The following is an 18,679-nucleotide window of genomic DNA, read 5'->3' as shown; positions in this document are numbered from 1 at the left end:
ACACCAGCGCAAACGGCAGCTCGTGCTGCTCGGGGGCGGCGCTCTCCTGCTGCTCGCTCACCGGGTCATCACCGGTACACCAGACCCAGCGCCTGGCGCACCTCGACCAGGGTGTCGCGGGCTTCGTCGCGCGCCTTCTCGGCGCCTTCGGCGAGGATGCTGCGGACCAGCTCGGGGCTGGCCTCGTACTCGGCGGCACGTGCCTGCAGCGGCGCCAACTCCTGGCAGATCGCCTCGGTCAGCGGCGCCTTGCATTCCAGGCAACCGATGCCGGCGCTGCGGCAGCCCTGCTGCACCCAGTCACGGGTGTTCTCATCGGAGTACTGCTCGTGCAGCTGCCAGACCGGACAGCGCTGTGGCTCGCCGGGATCGTTGCGATGCACACGAGCCGGATCGGTGGGCATGCGTCGCAGCTTGTCGCCAATCTCGTCAGGGGTGTCGCGCAGGAAGATCGCATTGTCGTTCGACTTGGACATCTTGCCGCCGTCCAGGCCGGGCATCCGCGGCGCGCTGCCAAGCATGGCCTGGGGCTCGGGCAGGATCAGCTTGCCGGCGCCCTCGAGATAGCCGAACAACCGCTCGCGGTCGCCCAGGGTGATGCTCTGCTGTTCACGCAGAAAGGCCCGGGCGGTCTCCAGCGCCTCGACGTCACCCTGCTCCTGGAAGCTCTTGCGCAGGCTGCTGTAGAGCTTGGCGCCCTTGCGACCGAGCTTGAGGATCGCCGCCTCGGCCTTCTCTTCGAAGCCCGGCTCGCGGCCATACAGGTGGTTGAAGCGGCGCGCCACGTCGCGGGCGAATTCCACGTGTGGCAGCTGATCGGAACCAACCGGCACCCAGCCGGCACGGTAGAGCAGGATGTCGGCTGCCTGCAGCAGCGGGTAGCCAAGAAAGCCGAAGGTGTCCAGATCCTTGTGCGCCAGGCTCTCCTTCTGTTCCTTGAACGAAGGCACCCGCTCCAGCCAGGAGAGTGGCGTGATCATCGACAGCAGCAGATGCAACTCGGCGTGCTCGGGAACCTGCGACTGCACGAACAGGGTGGCGGAGCTGGGGCTGACGCCCGCCGCCAGCCAGTCGACCGCAACGTCCATGACATGCCCGGCAATCTGCCCGACCTCGTCATAGTCGGTGGTCAGCGCGTGCCAGTCGACGATACAGAAGAAACACTCGTACTCATGCTGCAGGCGGACCCAGTTCTTCAGCACGCCCTGGTAGTGACCCAGGTGCAGGCGCCCGCTGGGACGCATGCCGGACAGGATTCGGCGCTGCGGATCGACGAGACTCAAAAGGTATTCCTTCGGTGAACGGACAAGGGCGGGATTATAGCCGCAGGCACACGCCTGACTACCAGACCGCTAGCCGCCAAAGGGTTCAGGATCGCCGCAACCGACACGCAGCACTTCCGGCTGATCATCCACCAGGCTGACCACCGTGGAGGGCTCCTGGCCACCGAAGCCGCCATCGATGATCAGGTCGACATGGTGTTCCAGCGCCTGGCGCATCTCGTAGGGGTCGACCAGTGGCTCGGTATTGCCCGGCAGGATCAGGCTGACGCTCATCAGCGGCTCGCCGAGCTCCTCCAGCAGCGCCTGGGCAATCGGCTGGCCGGGAACGCGCAGGCCGATGGTGCGACGCTTGGCATGCAGCAGCATGCGTGGCACCTCGCGTGTGGCCGGCAGAATGAAGGTGTAGGGGCCGGGGGTATGCGTCTTGAGCAAGCGAAAAGCCGCGGTGTCGACCTTGGCGAACAGCCCTAGCTGGGACAGGTCACGACAGACCAGGGTGAAGTTGTGCTTGTCGTCGAGCTGGCGCAGCCGGCGAATACGTTCGACCGCATTCTTGTCGCCGATATGGCAGCCCAGCGCATAGGAAGAGTCGGTCGGATAGACCACCACGCCACCGGCACGGATGATCTCCACCGCCTGCTTGATCAGGCGTGCCTGGGGATTGTCCGGATGAATCTGGAAGAATTGGCTCAAGGGAGCTCCATGTTCAGGCGGACGCATCGGCAAAACGCGCCCATAGAGGAGGAAGATCTTCCGGCAGCGGACGGTACATGCCCAGCTCCGACCAGTCGCCCGGTGCGTGGAAGTCACTGCCGGCACTGACCAGCATGCCGAACTCACGCGCCAGGATCGCCAGAGTGCCGACCTGCTCGGCCGGCTGCATGCCATTCACCACTTCCAGGGAATGTCCACCGCCGGCAATGAAGGCACCCAGCAGCTTGCGCCGCTTGCTACGAGTGAAGTCGTATTGCAGCGGATGTGCCAGGCTGATCCAGGCGCCGGCAGCACGCAGCGTCGCCAGCGCATCGGCGAGTTCCGGCCAGTGCAGCTTGACGTCGCCCAGCTTGCCGTTGCCCAGCCACTTGCGGAAGGCTTCGGCGCGGTCACCGACATATCCCGCGCGCACCATGAATTCGGCGAAGTGCGGTCGCGCCGGCGCGTTGCCGCTGTCGCCCAGTTCGCGCTGCACTTCACGCGCGCCCTCCAGCGCACCCTGCATGCCCTTCAGAGCCAGACGCTTGGAAATCAGTTCCGCGCGCTGCCAGCGGCCGTCGTGCAGCGCAGCGATCGCATTCACGAGTGCAGGCGCATCTGCGTCGAAGCCATAGCCCAGCACATGGATGGTCGCCCCACCCCACTGGCAGGACATCTCTATGCCATCGACCAGCCGGATACCCTGCTCGGCGGCGGCGGCGCGCGCCTGGGGCAATCCTTCCAGCGTGTCGTGATCGGTCAGTGCGAGCACTTCCACCCCACGCGATTTGGCGCGGGCGACGACTTCGGCCGGCGCCAGGGCACCGTCGGATGCGCTGCTGTGGCAATGCAGATCGATCTTCACGTGGTTTCTCGCAGGGCTCTGTATCGGTGCGGGCGGAATCTCGCCAGGATGCGCAGCGCACGCTTTCGCCGAGGGGCGGGTTTGCTATTATGCCGCCTCATCCCGCGCCTGGCTGCCATTCGTGAAACAATTCATCGACTTCATCCCGCTGATCCTTTTCTTCATCGTCTACAAACTCGATCCGCGAGCGGTGGAGATCCTCGGCCAGATCTACACCCTTGGCGGCATCTTCAGCGCCACTGCGGTACTGATCATCAGCTCGGTGATCGTCTACGGCGTGCTTTTCGTACTGCAGCGCAAACTGGAAAAGAGCCAGTGGCTGACCCTGATCGCCTGCCTGGTGTTCGGCGGCATGACCCTCGCTTTCCACAGCGAGACCTTCCTCAAGTGGAAGGCGCCGGTGGTCAACTGGCTGTTCGCCGCGGCCTTCGCCGCCAGTCACTTCATCGGCGACAAGCCGCTGATCGAACGCATCATGGGTCACGCGATCAGCCTGCCGCAGGCGCTCTGGACCCGACTGAACATCGCCTGGGTGCTGTTCTTCCTGTTCAGTGGCGCGGCCAACCTGTTCGTCGCCTTCACCTTCCACGAGATCTGGGTGGACTTCAAAGTCTTCGGCAGCCTGGGCATGACCCTGCTGTTCATGATCGGCCAGGGCGTGTTCATCGCGCGCCACATGCAGCACGCCGAAAGCGACCCCGCACTGGACAAGACCAAGGACTGACATGCTCTACGCGATCATCGCCAGCGACGTACCCGGTTCCCTGCCGGCCCGCCTCAACGCTCGCCCGGCGCACCTCGCCAGGCTGGAGCAACTCAAGCACGAAGGCCGTCTGGTGCTGGCCGGCCCGCACCCGGCCATCGACAGCAACGACCCTGGCGAGGCCGGCTTTTCCGGCAGCCTGATCGTCGCCGAGTTCGCCTCCCTGCAGGCGGCGCAGAGCTGGGCAGACGCCGACCCCTACCGCGCCGCTGGGGTCTATGCGGACGTGCAGGTCAAACCTTTCAAGAAAGTGCTGCCCTGACGCAGCGCCCACAGGAGTTTCCATGCGCAAGGTTTCGCTGTCCCTGCTCCTCGTGATGACGCTGATCTGTCCCGGCCTGCAGGCCGAACCGGACGATGCAACCCGCAACCTGCAGGCGGAGATCGACGCCCTGCAGCAACGTCTGGCTGAAAGCGAGGCGGCGCGCAGCGAGTTGCTGGAAACCGCTCAGGCGACAGTCGATAACGGGCTCGGCGCGCAGGTGCAGCGCCTGCGCCAGGAAAACCAGCGTCTCAAGCTCCAGCTCAAGGCAGCCCAGGCTGATGGGCCACAACCGCTGCTGAGCGAAAAGCAGCTGTGGTTCGCCATCGGCGGCGCCATCGCGCTGCTGGGCATGCTGTTCGGTGCTCTGCTACGCGGCGGGCGCAAGAGCCAGCGGCAATGGTTCAACTGAAGCCATGAGCCAGCTGCTGATCATCGACGACGACTGCGAGCTGTGCGAACTACTCAGCCGCTGGCTGGCCCAGGAAGGCTTCGAGGTCGAGGTCTGCCACGATGGCGAAAGCGCACGGCGGGCGCTCGCGCGCATCACCCCGGCGGCAGTCGTGCTCGACGTGATGCTGCCCGACGGCAGTGGCCTGGATCTGCTGCGTCGGTTGCGCAGTGATCACCCTGAACTGCCGGTACTGATGCTCTCCGCCCGTGGCGAACCGCTGGATCGTATCCTCGGCCTTGAGCTGGGTGCCGACGACTACCTGGCCAAGCCCTGCGACCCGCGCGAGCTCACCGCCCGCCTGCGCGCGGTGTTGCGGCGTATCCAGCCGCTCGCCGCGCCCAGCCAGCTGCAGCTCGGCGACCTCAGCTTCAGCCCGGCACGCGGCAGTGTCAGCATCGGCGAGCAGGAGAGCCTGCTGACCCTTTCCGAAGGCAAGATCCTCGAAGCACTGCTGGCGCAGCCGGGCGAACCGCTGGACAAACAGGCGCTGGCGCAGATCGCCCTGGGGCGCAAGCTAACCCTCTACGACCGCAGTCTGGACATGCACGTGAGCAACCTGCGGCGCAAACTCGGCGCGCACCCTGACGGACGTCCACGCATTCTTGCCCTGCGCGGCCGCGGCTACTACTACAGCCCCTGATCGCGCTTTACCCTGCCTTTACCCTCGCCTGACCGCCGCTGACCCTGACCTGCCTAGACTGGCCACATCCGGCAACCCGCCGGCAACGGAACAGGAGATACACCATGCGCAAGACTCTGATCGCCGCCCTGCTCGCCGCCGCCATCCCCGCCGCCGCCTTCGCCATGCCCCAGGACGGCCACCACCAGGGCCAGCGACACAACATGCCGATGTTCAAGGAGCTGGACCTGAGCACGGAACAACGCCAGCAGATGAGCAAGCTGATGCGCGAGCACCACCAGGGCCAGCGCGAGATCCACCAGCGCTACCTGGACAAACTGCCCGAAGCCGAGCGCAAGGCCATGCAGGCCGAGGTAACCAACTCCCGCGCCAGGCATCACGAAGAACTGCGCAAGCTGCTCAGCGCCGATCAGCGCAAGGCCTTCGACGAACAACTGAAAAAGATGGAAGCTCGCCACGCAGAACGTGCCGAGTTCCTGGAATGGAAGAAGCAGAAGGAAACCAGCACCAACTGAGTGCTCCCTGGCCACTGGCAAACCCGGCCCGCACTTGCGCGCCGGGTTTGCGCGTTGAGTGGTCCATGGAAAAGTCGATCTCGCCTTCTGCCTTTTCCAGCGTTTCCCGACGGCCCACAGCAGCCGAGCCGGCCGCTTGCCACCCGACCTCCGGAGGTAATTCGTGCGCTCACTCTTCTGGCGTGTTTTCGCCAGCTTCTGGCTCGCCATCGCCCTGGTCGCCGGCCTGTCCTGGCTGCTCGGTCACGCCCTCAATCAGGACACCTGGATCATCAGCCGCCATCCGGGTCTGAAGGATCTGGCCAGCGAATGGGTGCAGCTGCGCGAAACCAAGGGTGAACTCGCCTCCTACAGCCGCCTCGAGCGACTGCGCCGGGCCTATCGGATCGACGTGCAGGTGCTGGGTGAAAACGGCCAGCTGCTGCAAAGCACCTTTCCAGCGCGAGCGGCGGCCTACGAGGCACGTCAGCCGAACAAGCGCAGCCTGCCCTGGCGGCGCCTGACCAGCGAATACACCAGCCCTGGCAGCAACGAAACCTACCTGTTCATCTACCGCGTTCCGCGCCCGGAGCTTGATGCCTGGCACCGCGGCAGTCTGTTCTGGCCGGCCAGCGCACTGTCCATCGCCCTGGTGGTCATCGGTCTGCTGAGCCTGCTGCTGACGCTTTCCATCACCCGCCCGCTGAATCGTCTGCGTGGCGCAGTCCATGACCTTGGCCAGACCAGTTACCAGCAGCACAGCCTCGACCGCCTGGCGGCGCGCAAGGACGAGTTCGGCACCTTGGCGCGCGACTTCAACCGCATGGGCGCGCGCCTGCAGGACCTGATTTCCAGCCAGCGCCAGCTGCTGCGCGATGTCTCCCACGAGCTGCGCTCACCACTGGCACGCTTGCAGGTCGCTCTGGCGCTGGCCGAACGCGCGGAGAAGGAAGAGCGCGACAAGCTCTGGCCGCGCCTGAACCGCGAGTGCGAACGGCTGGACGCGCTGATCGGCGAAATTCTCGCCCTGGCGCGCCTGGATGCGGATCTGGGTAGCGCGCAGTCGATCGACCTGGTCGCACTACTCGACAGTGTGCGCGGCAACGCCCATCTCGCCGCACCGGAGCAGCTGCTCGGCACAGCGCTGGAAACGCGCAGAGCGCCCGCGGGCTGGCCGGACATGCTGGAACGCGCACTGGACAACCTGCTGCGCAACGCGCTGCGCTTCAACCCGCAGGGAATGCCGATCGAGATCGCCGCCCGCGAGCAGGACGGCAACCTGTTGCTCAGCGTGCGTGACCACGGTCCAGGCGTTGCCCCGGAACTGCTGGCGCGACTGGGTGAGCCGTTCTTCCGCGCACCCGGGCAGAGCGCCGCCGGCTATGGCCTTGGGCTGGCCATTGCCCGGCGGGCGGCGGAGCGCCATGGCGGCCGCTTGCTCTTGGCGAACCACCCCGAAGGCGGCTTCATCGCCACCCTGGAGCTGCCGCTGGAGCAGGTCGCAACCGGCGTCTGACGCTCAGCGTCCGGTCCAGCGCCGGAGATAGGCCTGGGGCTCAAGCACCTGCGGCACGCGCAGCGGGCCTTGCGGGGTTCCCAGGTAGAGGAAGGCGAGAATGCACTCCTCGGCGCTCAGCCCCAGCGACTGGGCAACATGTCGATCACTGGCCATCTCGCCGGTTCTCCAGATCGCACCGACGCCCTGGGCATGGGCGGCGAGAAGAATGGCGTGCGCCGCACAGGCCGCCGACTGGATCTGCTCGTCGCGAGGCACCTTGGGATGCGCCTGCGGCGACGCCACCACGACCAGCAACAGCGGCGCGCGCAACGGCATGTTGCGCGCCTTGTCCAGGGCCGCTTGCGCGACAGCAGGGTCACGCCGCATCAGGGCGTCGGCAAACAGCTCACCGAGTGCCTGCAGCCCTGCCCCCTCGATCTCGATGAAGCGCCACGGGCGCAACTGGCCGTGGTCGGGCGCGCGCAAGGCCGCACGCAACATCAGTTCACGCTGCGCCGCATCCGGGGCAGGTTCGGTCAGTCGCGCAACCGATACGCGATTCAACAGGGCATCCAGGGCCTGCATCGGGGTTCTCCGCAGAAAAGAACGCTCAATAGCACATCCTGATCCTTTCGGCTCGTCCACTCGCCCGATCCGGACGCCATTCAGGCTACCTGCGGCGGCGAGAGGTCGGGCGTCTGCGGCGGGGTCAGCGGCGGCAGGCCGTAGGCTGCCCGAGCGGCATCGCAGGCCGGATTGTGCTCGCCGTTGATCCAGGATGCCTCGAACTCGCGACAGGTGCTGGAACGCTGCTCGTACAGCGAGCAGCGCACCCCACCACCCACCTCTCCGAGCAGCGCCACGCAGCGGCTCGGGCGACTTTCGGTTCCACGCATGGCGACCATGCTCGGCGCCACCTGGACCACCTGTTCATCGGGCACGCAGCCGCCGCCGGAACGGCATTCACCCCAATAGAAGGACACACGAAAGTGCGCGCAGCAGGCGCCACACGCAAGACAGGGATTAGACATGTTGGGAAGGACTCAGAAACCGGCAAGGGCCGGCACCTGGGCGGCTATTCTATGCAGCGCGCAGCCCGTGTAAAGCGCCCCGTCGATGGCGGTTTACAGGCCAGGCGAGGCGGGTAGAATGCGCCCTTCAATTCCAGCGCCCGAGCCCTCCATGGCCCTGCCGACCCTGCGCACCATCGGTTTCATCATCGGCATCTTCCTGATCACCATGGCCGTCAGCATGGCAGTCCCCGGACTGACCTCGCTGGCGCTGGATCATGCCGAAGATCTTTCCGCCTTCATGTGGGCCGGTCTGATCACCTTCCTGATCGGTCTGGCGCTGGTGATACCCGGCCGCCCGCGCGACAGTCAGCTGCGTCCGCGCGACATGTACATGCTTACCACCCTGAGCTGGCTCGCGGTGTGCTTTGCCGGCGCCTTGCCGATGTACATGCTGCAGCACATCAGCTTCACCGACGCCTTCTTCGAGTCGATGTCAGGTATCACCACTACCGGATCGACCGTGCTCTCCGGCCTCGACGACGCCTCCCCCGGCCTGCTGATCTGGCGCTCGCTTCTGCAGTGGCTGGGCGGCATCGGCTTCATCGCCATGGCGGTGGCGATCCTGCCGCTGCTGCGGGTCGGCGGTATGCGCCTGTTCCAGACTGAATCGTCGGACTGGGGCGAGAAAGTCATGCCACGTTCGCACGTGGTGGCCAAATACATTCTCGGCATCTACGTCTCGATCACCCTGCTCGGCGCGCTCGCCTACCGCCTGGCGGGGATGGACTGGTTCGACGCCATCAACCACGCGATGACCTCGATCTCCACGGCGGGCTATTCCACCTCGGATGCCTCGCTGGCCAACTTCAGCAATGCCACGCACTGGGTGGCCGTGGTCATGATGATTCTCGGCAGCCTGCCGTTTACCCTCTATGTCGCCAGCGCGCGCGGCAATCGCCGCGCGTTGCTGCGCGATCAGCAGGTTCGCGGTTTCCTGCTGATGCTGAGCGCCACCTGCCTGCTGTTCAGCCTCTGGCTGTGGGCCAACTCCGACTATGCCTGGCTCGACGCCCTGCGCCTGGTGACCGTCAATGTGGTGTCCGTGGTCACCACCACCGGTTATGCGGTGGGTGACTACACGCTCTGGGGCGGCTTCGCGGTGATGGCCTTCTTCTACCTGACCTTCGTCGGCGGCTGCTCGGGTTCAACCAGCGGCGGGTTGAAAATGTTCCGCTTCCAGGTGGCTTACAGCCTGCTGCGCGGCGGCCTCAAGCAACTGGTGCACCCGCGCGCGGTGATCTTCCAGAAGTACAACGGTCATCCGCTGGACGAGGAAATCGTTCGTTCGATCCTGACCTTCTCGTTCTTCTTCACCATCACCATCGGCGCCATCGCCCTGGGCCTGGCACTACTCGGCATGGACCCGATCACCGCCCTCACCGGCGCTGCCACCGCGGTGTGCAACGTCGGCCCGGGGCTCGGTCCGGTGATCGGCCCGGCGGGCAACTTTGCCAGCCTGCCGGATGCGGCCAAGTGGCTGCTGTCGATCGGCATGCTGCTGGGCCGCCTGGAAATCATCACCGTGCTGGTGCTGATCACTCCAGGTTTCTGGCGTCACTGAGAGCTGCTCAGAGTCCGCTGCGCGGCAGGTCTGCTGCACTGAAAACAGCGCTCGAAGCTCCCGGCAGGCCTTCGTGAGTTCCGCCTCCTCGCCAGGTTTTACCGAACCACCGTCACCTTGGGCCACCTCCCAAGATCGTGACCCGACAGGAGGTGGGCGCCCCCTGCCCTACAGCCGGGCGCGGTACTCGCCCGGAGTACAGTCGAACCAGCGGCGGAAGGCGCGAAAGAAATTGCTTGGATCGGCGAAACCCAGCAGATAGGCGATCTCCAGCAAGCTACGCTCCGGCTGCGCCAGATACTGCAGCGCCAGTTCGCGACGGGTGTCCTCGAGCAATCCCTGGAAACTGCTGCCCTCCTCCTGCAGGCGTCTTTGCAGGGTGCGCTGCGACAGGTGCAGCGCCTGCGCCACCACCTCGCGCTTGGGCTCACCCTGCGGCAGCAGGCGGCAGAGCACCTGACGTGCCATGTGACTGACGCGGCTGTCGGAGAAACGCGCCAGATATTCGCCGGCGAAGCGGTCGTGGAGTTGCGCCAGCGCCTCGTTGGCGGTGGGCAAAGGGCGCTCCAGTACGTCACGCGGGAACACCAGCGCGTACTCCTGGCTGGCGAACTGCAGCGGCGCACCGAATACCTCGCGGTAGCGTGTCAGCTCGGTCGGCGCCGGCCCCTGCAGACGCACCTGCAGCGGCTGCACAGAGGGACCGGCCACCCAGCGACAGAACGCCAGCATGTAGGCCAGCGACGCCTCGGCACTCTGCGTCGCAGGCGGCAGCCGGTCACCATGGATCGCCAGGCGCAGCACATAGCAGTCAGGCTCCGCGCGCAGGCTCAGGTCGGCACCCTCGGCGATGATCCGCTGGTAGCGCACCAGCCGCGCCAGGCCTTCGCGCAAGGTACGACTGGACATCAGCGAGTAGCCGACCACGCTGAACGAGGAAGGCCGTACCACCCGTGCCATGTTCAGCCCGATCGCAGGGTTGCCGCTGATTTCCAGCGCGCGCTGCCAGAGCCGGGTCATGCCGTCCTGCGGGAAGCGCGCCTCGGGATCGTCCAGCGCCGCATAGTCCATGCCCAGTTCGTCGAACAGCTGCCGGCAGTCGACGCCGTCAAGCGCCAGCGCCTCGACGATGCCGCGCGCCCAGCTTGAGGAAGTAGTGCGTTCGCTCATGAGTCGTTCTTGTTCTGCGGCCGCTGGCCGGAAGTGCCGCGCAAGGATACTAAACTGGCACCCATTGTCACTGGGCCGTGCCGGTCCGCCAGCCTAGACTGGCGGTCAGACAATGACAGGAGGTACGCCATGTCCGCGCAAACCACCGAACGTTTTGCAAGCTTTGCCCAGTTCTACCCCTACTACCTGGCCGAACACAGCAACCCGGTGTGCCGCCGCCTGCACTACGTCGGCAGCCTGCTGGTGCTGGCGCTGCTCGGCTACGTGCTGGCCAGCCAGCAATGGCTCTGGCTGCTCGCCCTGCCGGTGGTCGGCTACGGCTTCGCCTGGATTGGCCACTTTGTCTTCGAGAAGAACCGCCCCGCCACCTTCCAGTACCCGCTGTACAGCCTGCTCGGCGACTGGGTGATGCTCAAGGATGCCTTTACCGGACGTATCCGCTTCTGATCGGGAGAGACTGCATGACTGCCAAGGCCAGCTTCACCCACATGGAAAACGGTAGCGCCGAGGACTGGGCGATCATCGCCAGCGACTTTGCCGCCTACGCGAAACAACTGCCGGACCGCGTGCTGACCCACCTCAAGCTGCTCGACGGCGACTTCGGCGGCTTCCCGGTGGACCGTCTGACCCACTCGCTGCAGACCGCCACGCGCGCCCATCGCGACGGCCGCGATGACGAATACGTGGTCTGCGCGCTGCTTCACGACATCGGCGACACCCTTGCCAGCTTCAACCACCCGGACATCGCCGCCGCCATCCTCAAGCCCTTCGTCAGCCCGGAGAATCACTGGATGGTGGAGAAGCACGGGATCTTCCAGGGCTACTACTTCTTCCACCACCTGGGCATGGATCGGCACCTGCGCGAGCAGTTCAAGGATCACCCGCACTATCTGCGCACCGCCGAGTTCTGCGCCAAGTACGACGCCGCCGCCTTCGATCCGGACTACGAACATCTGCCGCTGGAGTTCTTCGAACCCATGCTGCGCCAGCTGTTTGCCAAGCCCAGGCAGTCGATCTACCGACAGGACTAGGGCCCGCTGCGGCGCCGCGCAATGCCGCGATGCCTCCGCAACAGCCCCTGGCCGCACTACCGCTGGCCGGCACGATGGTACCGTTCGCCCATCGTGCTTGGCCGAACCCCGCCCCTTGGTTATGATCCCCGGCCACAAGGCATAGCCGCTCGCCAGAAGCGGAAGCCCGTCAGCAGGGATCCAGACCAATTGAACAAGCCAGCACCTGTCGAGCATTCCACCGCACTGGCCACCACGCCGCTGCGCGAGTATTACTCCCGCGTCCTGGCCTACATCGCGGCGGCGGCAAGCATCGCAGCCGGCACCTACGTTCAATATTTCAGCTACGACATCCTCTGGATGGTCCCCTACGCCCTGCTCTACCCGCATCTGGTACACCAGATCGCCCAGCGCTTCCGCCGTGAACACAACGACAGCACCCAGCAGATCCTGCTGTTCATCGACGCCCTGCACGCCGGCGCTGGCTGCGTGCTGCTCGGCTTCTCGGTGATTCCGAGCCTGATGTTCATGCTGACGCTGTGCTTCAGCGCGCTGATCGGTGGCGGCCTGCGTTACCTGGGCATGGCGCTACTGGCGGCCGCCAGCGGCCTGCTGATGACCGGCGTCCTGGTCAACCCGCAGTTCAAGGCGGAGACACCGATCCTGCTGGGGGTGGTCAGCGTGCTCTTCACCACCCTGTACATCTGCATCAGCGCCTACTTCGTGCACCAGCAGGGGATGCGCCTGGCGCAGGCGCAACTGGATATCCAGCGCGAACAGGAAAAGGCCGACCGTCTGGCACGCAACCTGTCGAAATACCTGTCACCGCAGGTCTGGGCCTCGATCTTCAGCGGCAAGAAGAGCGTGCGCCTGGAAACCCAGCGCAAGAAGCTCACGGTATTCTTCTCCGACATCAAGGGTTTCACCGAGCTGTCCGAAGAACTCGAGGCCGAAGCCCTCACCGATCTGCTCAATACCTATCTCAACGAGATGTCGAAGATCGCCCTCAAGTACGGCGGCACCATCGACAAGTTCGTCGGCGACAGCGTGATGGTGTTCTTCGGCGACCCGACCACCCAGGGCGCCAAGAAGGACGCGGTGAACGCCGTCTCCATGGCCATCGCCATGCGCAAGCACATGAAGGTTCTGCGCCAGCAGTGGCGCGCCCAGGGCATCACCAAGCCGCTGGAAATCCGCATGGGCCTGAACACCGGCTACTGCACCGTGGGCAACTTCGGCGCCGACACGCGCATGGACTACACCATCATCGGCCGCGACGTGAACCTCGCCAGCCGCCTGGAAAGCGCCGCCGAAGCCGGCGAGATCCTGATTTCCCACGAGACCTACTCGCTGGCCAAGGACGTGATCATGTGCCGCGACAAGGGCCAGATCCCGGTCAAGGGCTTCAGCCGCCCGGTGCAGATCTATCAGGTGGTGGACTTCCGCCGTGACCTGGGCGCCAACGCCAGCTACGTCGAGCACGAGCTGCCGGGCTTCTCGATGTACCTGGACACCAACGGCATCCAGAACTTCGACAAGGAACGGGTGATCCAGGCGCTCAATCAGGCCGCGCAGAAGCTGCGCGACAAGGTCATCCTGTAAGCGCGAACGCGTCGAACGGCTTCTGCAAAGCGCTCTCCTCTGCCGGCGCCAGGCTGAGGTTCAGCTGACCGAAGATCGCCATCACCCATCAGCCACACTCACCTTCACCGGGCATGACTGGCTCGCGGCAGCCGGTCAGGCCGCCTCGACTTCCACCGGCTTGAGCTCCACCGCCACGTCCTGCTGCTGCGCCAGCCGATACAGCTCGATGTGCCCGTCCGGATGCTCGATCAGCGCCGTGCAGGATTCCACCCAGTCGCCGCAGTTGAGGTACTCGACCTCGCCGATGTGGCGCATCTCGGCGTGATGGATATGCCCGCAGACCACCCCGTCGAAGCCCCTGCGCACGCACTCGTGGGCAATCGCCTGCTCGAAGTCACCGATGAAGCTGACCGCCGTCTTGACCTTGTGCTTGAGGTACGCCGACAGCGACCAGTAGCCGTAGCCCCAGCGGCTGCGCCAGTGGTTGAGCCAGCGATTGAGCACCAGGGTGAAGCCGTAGGCGGAATCGCCGAGAAAGGCCAGCCAGCGGTGGTAGCGGGTGATGACGTCGAACTGGTCGCCATGGATCACCAGCAGCCGGCGGCCATCGGCGGTACGGTGCTCGGCCTCGTCGACCAGGCGGATATTGCCCAGTGCCAGACGCGAGTAACGGCGCAGAAATTCGTCGTGGTTGCCGGTGACGTAGATCACCTCGGTACCGCGCTTGCTCATGGTCAGCAGACAGCGGATCACGTTGCTGTGGCTCTGCGGCCAATAGACCCCGGAGCGCAGTTTCCAGCCGTCGATGATGTCGCCGACCAGGTACACCCGCTCGGGCTTGTAGCGCTTGAGAAAGCGCGTCAGGTGCTCGGCCTGGCAATCCCGGGTACCGAGGTGAACATCGGAAATCCACAGGGTTCGCACGACCTGCTTGCGGTTGGGGCGGATCGCTTCGGCGCTGCTCATGGGCAAACTCCGGCTGGGGGTTTGCTCGATGGTGCGCAGGGTGCGTGAACGCTGGATGACCAGTGCGTGACGTCGCGATGAACCGCGAACAGTCCTGCGCCGGATGGCCCCGCCGAGGACCACGGATTACGTAGATTGGCGCCGAGCAACGCGAGGACCAACGAATGTCGGGCAGCCACCAGCCGCGGACGGCGCTAGCGGTCGTTGTGCCCCAGATCGCGCTGCGGGTCGATCAGGTCGCGCAGGCGCTGCTTGAGCACCTTGGCCTCGGGAAAGCCGCCATCGGCCTTGCGCTCCCACAGCTGGATGCCGTCGCAGCTGATGCGGAACACGCCTCCGGTGCCTGGCTCCAGGCTCACCCGGCCAAGCTCTTCGGAAAAGGTGCTGAGCAGCTCCTGCGCCAGCCAGGCGGCGCGCAGCATCCACTGGCACTGCCGGCAATAGGTGATGATGACTTCAGGTTTGCCTTCGCTCATGGGTGCGGGTCCGGAAACTGCCGGCGGCGCACGCCCAGCGCGGGCACCGCAGCGAGGAGAAAGAGCAGCGCGACCAGCCAGAAGGTCTGGCGGAAGGCCTCGGCATTCGCCGCCGTGCCGGTGCCTTCGGCGAGATGGCGCCACTCCAGGAAGTAGGTCAGCAGGTTGATGCCGAAAGCCCCGCCGAGCTGGCGCACGAAAGTGATCGCCCCGGCGCCCTGGGAAAGCTCCTCGGGGCTGAGCACATCCATCGAGCCGGTGCTCAGCGCCGGCAGCAGCAGACCGAGGCCGAAACGCCCCAGGCAGGCCCACAGGCACAACACCAGAAAGCTGCTGCCCTGCTCGACCCAGCCCAGCCCGGCCATCGACAGGGCGAAGATCAGCAGGCCGCCGACCAGCAGCACCACGGCAGAAAAGCGGTCGGTCGCCCAGCCACCGATGAACGAAGCGATGCCCAGCACGAAGCCGGTCGGCAACAGCATCACCCCGGCAAGGCCAGCGCTGTAGCCTTCCACCGTCTGCAGGAACAGCGGCAGCAGATAGGTCGATCCGTACAGGCCCATGCCCAGCACCAGCGCCACCCAACTGGCACTGCGAAACGACGGATTGCGCCACAGCTGCAGCGGCAACAGCGGCTGCGCCTGGCGCCGCGAGCGCAGGTAGAACGCCAGCGTCGCGACGCTACCGAGCAGCGCCGGCACCCAGGCGCGCGGGTTGCCCCAGCCGAAGCGCTGCGCCTCGGCCAGGGCGCCCAGCAGAGCGAACAGCGCGACACAGAGCAACACGAAGGCCAGCAGATCGACCCGAGCCGCGCCTCGCTGACGCTCCCCAGGCAGCAGCCAGATGCCGCCCAGCAACGCCACCACGCACATCGGCAGCGGCATCCAGAACACCGAGTGCCAGTCGAAATGATCGATCAGATAGCCGCCGATGCTCGGCCCGAGCGTCGGCGCGACCATCACGCCCATGCCGTAGATGCCCAGCGCCATGCCGCGTCCGGGGCCATCGAACAGGCGGAAGATCAACACCATCGACAGGGGCTGCAGCAGGCCCGCACAGAAGCCCTGCACGATGCGCAGGGCAATCAGTTGCCAGGCCTGCTCGGCGACCAGCGCGAGGATTGAAGCAAGTATGAAGATGCCCAGGGCCAGCTGCGCGCTGCTGCGGGTACCCAGCCGCGCCTGGCTGCCGGCGGCGAGCAGCAAGCCGGCCGTCATCGACGCGAGAAAGCCGGTGGAGAGCCACTGCGCCAGGGGCCGACCGATGGAGAAATCGTCCATGATCGCCGGCAGCGCGACGTTGATGCTGGTCGAGGCGAGGATCATCGCCATGCTGCCGGTCATCAGCAACGCCGTCAGCCAGACCGGATAGCGCGGGCCGTAGCGTTGCCGCAGTGCCTGCAGATCCTGAGCCATCAGTGCCGTTCCAGATTGCCGAGTATCTTGGCATGGACCGCCAGACAGCGATTGAGGTCGTCCTCGTCGATGCCGGCGAACAGCTCACTACGCAGCTGCGCGGAAATCTTCTCGATCCGTTCGATCAGCGGTGTGGCCGATGGGCAGAGCACGATGCGCTTGGCGCGACGGTCATCCGCCACCGGCTGCCGGCTGACCAGGCCCTGGGCTTCCAGCGCATCGAGCAGCCGCGCCAGGGTCGGCCCTTCCACCCCAACGCTGCGGGCCAGCTCGCGCTGGGTCGGCTCGTGTTCAAAGCGCGACAGATAAAGAAGGACCAGCCAGCGCGCCTGGGACAGCCCCAGGTCGGCCAGACGCCGGTCGAGCTCGGCGCGCCAGGCACGGGAGAGCTGCGCCAGCTGAGAGGCAAACAGGTGCTTTTCGATCTTTTGCGACATGACAACTACCGACGAAATCAACTATTAGTCAACTAACCATAACCTCGGTAATTTGTCCAAGCGCACACGCCAGGCTGTGAAGAAATCCTCCCTTGGAATGACCCAGGGCAAAACTCAGCGCAGGATGGCGATCACCACCTCCAGCCGCACCGAGCGCCGCAGGCGCTCCTCGATGGCCTGTTTGATCGCGTCCAGATCGGTTTCGGTCAGCGGTCTGGGCGAGAGCACCCGCAGCTGCAGATGCATCGGCTCGCCGGGGCGCACGCTGACGTCCTGCAGCGTCACTCCTGCCACGTCCCACCCGTCCAGGGTGCGCTGGACGCGGTGCTCGTCGACCATCCGCTGGAAGCCCAGCGCCAGCGGCACGCTGACCATGATGACCAGCATCAGCGACAGCAGCAGGCCACGACGGGCGCGGCTGAAGGGACTGTAGCCGAGCGCCAGAAAGGTCAGCGCCGCCGCCAGAACGATGCCGGCAAGGTTGGTCAGGAACAGCAGGAAGGCGCCGGAGAAGACGTGCCAGTCGAGCCAGCCCAGACCCATGCCGGTGACCGCCAGTGGCGGCACCAGGGCGACGGCGATGGCGACCCCGGCAAGACTCTTGGCGACCTCGGCGCGGGCGTGGGCATAGGCGCCGGCGACGCCGGAGATGACCGCCACCGCCAGGTCCAGCAGGGTTGGCTGCAGGCGCGCGGATATCTCGTTGTTCAGCGTCTGCAGCGGCACCAGCAGGGTCAGCAGCGTGGCGCAGAGCAACGCCAGCCCGATGCCCACGCAGAGGGTACGGAAGCTTTCGGTCATCAGGCGCTCATCCTGGCGCAGCACGCCCATCGCCAGCGAGATGATCGGCGACATCAGCGGCGCCAGGATCATCGCGCCGATGATCACCGGGGCCGAGCCGGCGAACAGACCGACGCAGGCCAGCAACGTGGCCAGCACCATCAGCGTCAGAAAGACCTGGGAGGCCCGCGCGTTGTCGCGCAGGACCAGGAAGAGGTCGCGAAACTCCTCGGTCGCGGCGTGGTGAATCCACGGCATCGGGTAGGCGACCAGCGCCTTGCGCGCCTCGCCCACCGGCAGCGACTCAGTACGGAAGCTCTCCTTGCCGGAGGCCTTGCCGATGCTCAGGTATCGGCCGGGCACCAGACTGAAAGCCTTCTGCTCCACCCGCAGCTCCAGCTCGCAGCCGTTGCCCGGCACGCCATCCACCACATAGTCAAACGGTGAGCCATTGCTGACGCGCAGGCGCTGGCTCTTGATATGGCCAACGAACGGTGGCAGTGCGTTGCTTTGTCGGGCCGGCAACAGCACCGAAGCGAGCAGGAAGCGCAGAAATTCCATCACACTGCGCGGCGCCAGCACCAGTGCGTGGAGCATCCCGTCGTTGACGCTGGAATCCTCCAGCAAGCGCCGCGACAGCGGATTGCTGCGCCCGTGCTCCACCGCGACGATGCCCAGCGCCGCGGTCTCGATGACCTTTTCCTTTTGCGTTTCCAGGCGAAAGGGGCGCAGACGTAGCCTGTTCAGCGCCGGCATCAGGCGCACAAAGCGGCGCAGGCGACGCCACAGACCTTCGCCGGGATCACGCGCGGGCTTGAGGCTGTAGCTGTCACCGGCGAGAACCGCGTTGAACACCGGTTCGTCGTTGCAATACAGCAGATCGACGTCCATCTGTAACTGGGAGAGATCTTCCTGGGCCTGCTCCAGGCGGCTGGCGATACCGAAGCCAAAACGCGCGTTGGGCATCTGCGGGTGCGGCAGCAGGCCGATAACCCAGCCCTGACGGCCCGCTTCCGGAATCACCTGCTTGAGCGCCGCATCGCACAACCAGGTGGCCACCCGAGTGCCGCGCGGCAGATCCGGTAGTCTCTCGTCACGCGGCCAGACCTGTGCCTCGCTGCTGGCGGCGAAACTCGGCAATACGCGCGCGTGTACCTCCTGCTCGTCCTCCGGCTCGTAGAGCAGGATCCAGACGGGCGCAGGCGCAGTGTCTACGGTCGATTCGGTGACTACTGGAACCTCAGTGTTCATGCTG

Annotated in this window: 21 protein-coding genes; 10 read left to right on the top strand and 11 right to left on the bottom strand. The window is 65.6% G+C overall.

What is annotated here, in order from left to right:
- Positions 1–68: 68 nt before the first annotated feature.
- From DBO85_RS07950 to DBO85_RS07940, 3 genes are all read right to left on the bottom strand, one after another.
- Positions 69–1,283: a tryptophan--tRNA ligase gene (locus DBO85_RS07950; protein WP_108106730.1), complete on the bottom strand. Its 1,215-nt coding sequence runs from the start codon at positions 1,281–1,283 to the stop codon at positions 69–71.
- Positions 1,284–1,352: 69 nt separating this feature from the next.
- On the bottom strand, positions 1,353–1,976 hold the full coding sequence (locus tag DBO85_RS07945) for an L-threonylcarbamoyladenylate synthase (RefSeq protein WP_108106729.1): 624 nt from the start codon (positions 1,974–1,976) through the stop codon (positions 1,353–1,355).
- Positions 1,977–1,989: 13 nt separating this feature from the next.
- Positions 1,990–2,841: a PHP domain-containing protein gene (locus DBO85_RS07940; protein WP_108106728.1), complete on the bottom strand. Its 852-nt coding sequence runs from the start codon at positions 2,839–2,841 to the stop codon at positions 1,990–1,992.
- A 121-nt stretch (positions 2,842–2,962) separates the two neighbouring features.
- Between DBO85_RS07940 and DBO85_RS07935 the strand changes: the two genes are divergently transcribed.
- The 6 genes from DBO85_RS07935 to DBO85_RS07910 all read left to right on the top strand — a co-directional run bounded on the left by DBO85_RS07935 (position 2,963) and on the right by DBO85_RS07910 (position 6,970).
- Positions 2,963–3,565 (top strand): septation protein A, encoded by a 603-nt coding sequence (locus DBO85_RS07935; protein WP_108106727.1) that lies wholly within the window; start codon positions 2,963–2,965, stop codon positions 3,563–3,565.
- 1 nt (position 3,566) lies between these two features.
- Entirely contained in the window at positions 3,567–3,866 is a 300-nt protein-coding gene (locus DBO85_RS07930) for a YciI family protein (protein WP_108106726.1), read from the top strand.
- Positions 3,867–3,888: 22 nt separating this feature from the next.
- The gene (locus DBO85_RS07925) at positions 3,889–4,278 is read left to right on the top strand and encodes a translation initiation factor 2 (RefSeq protein WP_108106725.1); all 390 of its coding nucleotides are present in this window, start codon (positions 3,889–3,891) and stop codon (positions 4,276–4,278) included.
- A 4-nt stretch (positions 4,279–4,282) separates the two neighbouring features.
- Positions 4,283–4,960 carry a response regulator transcription factor gene (locus tag DBO85_RS07920; protein ID WP_108106724.1) on the top strand — a complete coding sequence of 226 codons (678 nt, stop codon included), beginning with the start codon at positions 4,283–4,285 and terminating at the stop codon, positions 4,958–4,960.
- Positions 4,961–5,064: 104 nt separating this feature from the next.
- Positions 5,065–5,475: a periplasmic heavy metal sensor gene (locus tag DBO85_RS07915; protein ID WP_108106723.1), complete on the top strand. Its 411-nt coding sequence runs from the start codon at positions 5,065–5,067 to the stop codon at positions 5,473–5,475.
- A gap of 163 nt (positions 5,476–5,638) precedes the next feature.
- Positions 5,639–6,970, top strand: coding sequence for a sensor histidine kinase (locus DBO85_RS07910; RefSeq protein ID WP_108106722.1), 1,332 nt, complete (start codon positions 5,639–5,641; stop codon positions 6,968–6,970).
- 3 nt (positions 6,971–6,973) lie between these two features.
- On the opposite strand, the gene DBO85_RS07905 is transcribed toward DBO85_RS07910, so the two are convergent.
- Complete coding sequence (locus tag DBO85_RS07905) at positions 6,974–7,537, bottom strand: nitroreductase family protein (RefSeq protein ID WP_108106721.1); 564 nt, start codon at positions 7,535–7,537, stop codon at positions 6,974–6,976.
- An 80-nt stretch (positions 7,538–7,617) separates the two neighbouring features.
- A complete protein-coding gene (locus DBO85_RS07900; RefSeq protein WP_108106720.1) occupies positions 7,618–7,983 on the bottom strand; it encodes a YkgJ family cysteine cluster protein in 366 nt (121 codons plus the stop codon).
- 151 nt (positions 7,984–8,134) lie between these two features.
- Between DBO85_RS07900 and DBO85_RS07895 the strand changes: the two genes are divergently transcribed.
- Positions 8,135–9,586: a TrkH family potassium uptake protein gene (locus DBO85_RS07895; RefSeq protein WP_108106719.1), complete on the top strand. Its 1,452-nt coding sequence runs from the start codon at positions 8,135–8,137 to the stop codon at positions 9,584–9,586.
- A gap of 168 nt (positions 9,587–9,754) precedes the next feature.
- Here DBO85_RS07895 and DBO85_RS07890 read toward each other — a convergent pair whose 3' ends face one another.
- Positions 9,755–10,756 (bottom strand): AraC family transcriptional regulator, encoded by a 1,002-nt coding sequence (locus DBO85_RS07890; protein WP_108106718.1) that lies wholly within the window; start codon positions 10,754–10,756, stop codon positions 9,755–9,757.
- Positions 10,757–10,885: 129 nt separating this feature from the next.
- Between DBO85_RS07890 and DBO85_RS07885 the strand changes: the two genes are divergently transcribed.
- The 3 genes from DBO85_RS07885 (at position 10,886) to DBO85_RS07875 (ending at position 13,368) form a co-directional block, all read left to right on the top strand.
- The gene (locus tag DBO85_RS07885) at positions 10,886–11,203 is read left to right on the top strand and encodes an Mpo1-like protein (protein WP_108106717.1); all 318 of its coding nucleotides are present in this window, start codon (positions 10,886–10,888) and stop codon (positions 11,201–11,203) included.
- Between the two features lie 14 nt (positions 11,204–11,217).
- Entirely contained in the window at positions 11,218–11,787 is a 570-nt protein-coding gene (locus DBO85_RS07880) for an HD domain-containing protein (RefSeq protein WP_108106716.1), read from the top strand.
- A gap of 189 nt (positions 11,788–11,976) precedes the next feature.
- A complete protein-coding gene (locus DBO85_RS07875; RefSeq protein WP_108106715.1) occupies positions 11,977–13,368 on the top strand; it encodes an adenylate/guanylate cyclase domain-containing protein in 1,392 nt (463 codons plus the stop codon).
- A 135-nt stretch (positions 13,369–13,503) separates the two neighbouring features.
- Here DBO85_RS07875 and DBO85_RS07870 read toward each other — a convergent pair whose 3' ends face one another.
- The 5 genes from DBO85_RS07870 to DBO85_RS07850 form a co-directional block, all read right to left on the bottom strand.
- Entirely contained in the window at positions 13,504–14,316 is an 813-nt protein-coding gene (locus DBO85_RS07870) for a UDP-2,3-diacylglucosamine diphosphatase (RefSeq protein ID WP_108106714.1), read from the bottom strand.
- A gap of 194 nt (positions 14,317–14,510) precedes the next feature.
- Entirely contained in the window at positions 14,511–14,792 is a 282-nt protein-coding gene (locus tag DBO85_RS07865; RefSeq protein WP_108106713.1) for a SelT/SelW/SelH family protein, read from the bottom strand.
- A complete protein-coding gene (locus DBO85_RS07860) occupies positions 14,789–16,207 on the bottom strand; it encodes a DHA2 family efflux MFS transporter permease subunit (protein WP_108106712.1) in 1,419 nt (472 codons plus the stop codon). Before DBO85_RS07860 ends, DBO85_RS07865 begins: the two co-directional genes overlap by 4 nt.
- The gene (slyA, locus tag DBO85_RS07855) at positions 16,207–16,644 is read right to left on the bottom strand and encodes a transcriptional regulator SlyA (RefSeq protein WP_108106711.1); all 438 of its coding nucleotides are present in this window, start codon (positions 16,642–16,644) and stop codon (positions 16,207–16,209) included. The genes DBO85_RS07860 and slyA overlap by 1 nt, the downstream gene beginning before the upstream one ends.
- Before the next feature lie 114 nt (positions 16,645–16,758).
- Complete coding sequence (locus tag DBO85_RS07850) at positions 16,759–18,675, bottom strand: TIGR00341 family protein (protein ID WP_108106710.1); 1,917 nt, start codon at positions 18,673–18,675, stop codon at positions 16,759–16,761.
- Positions 18,676–18,679: the final 4 nt, after the last annotated feature.

It is taken from the genome of Pseudomonas mangrovi (genome assembly GCF_003052585.1).
Lineage (GTDB): Bacteria > Pseudomonadota > Gammaproteobacteria > Pseudomonadales > Pseudomonadaceae > Aquipseudomonas > Aquipseudomonas mangrovi.
The sequence above is the reverse complement of the archived record's forward strand: the minus strand, read 5'-3'. Positions and strand labels throughout refer to the sequence as shown.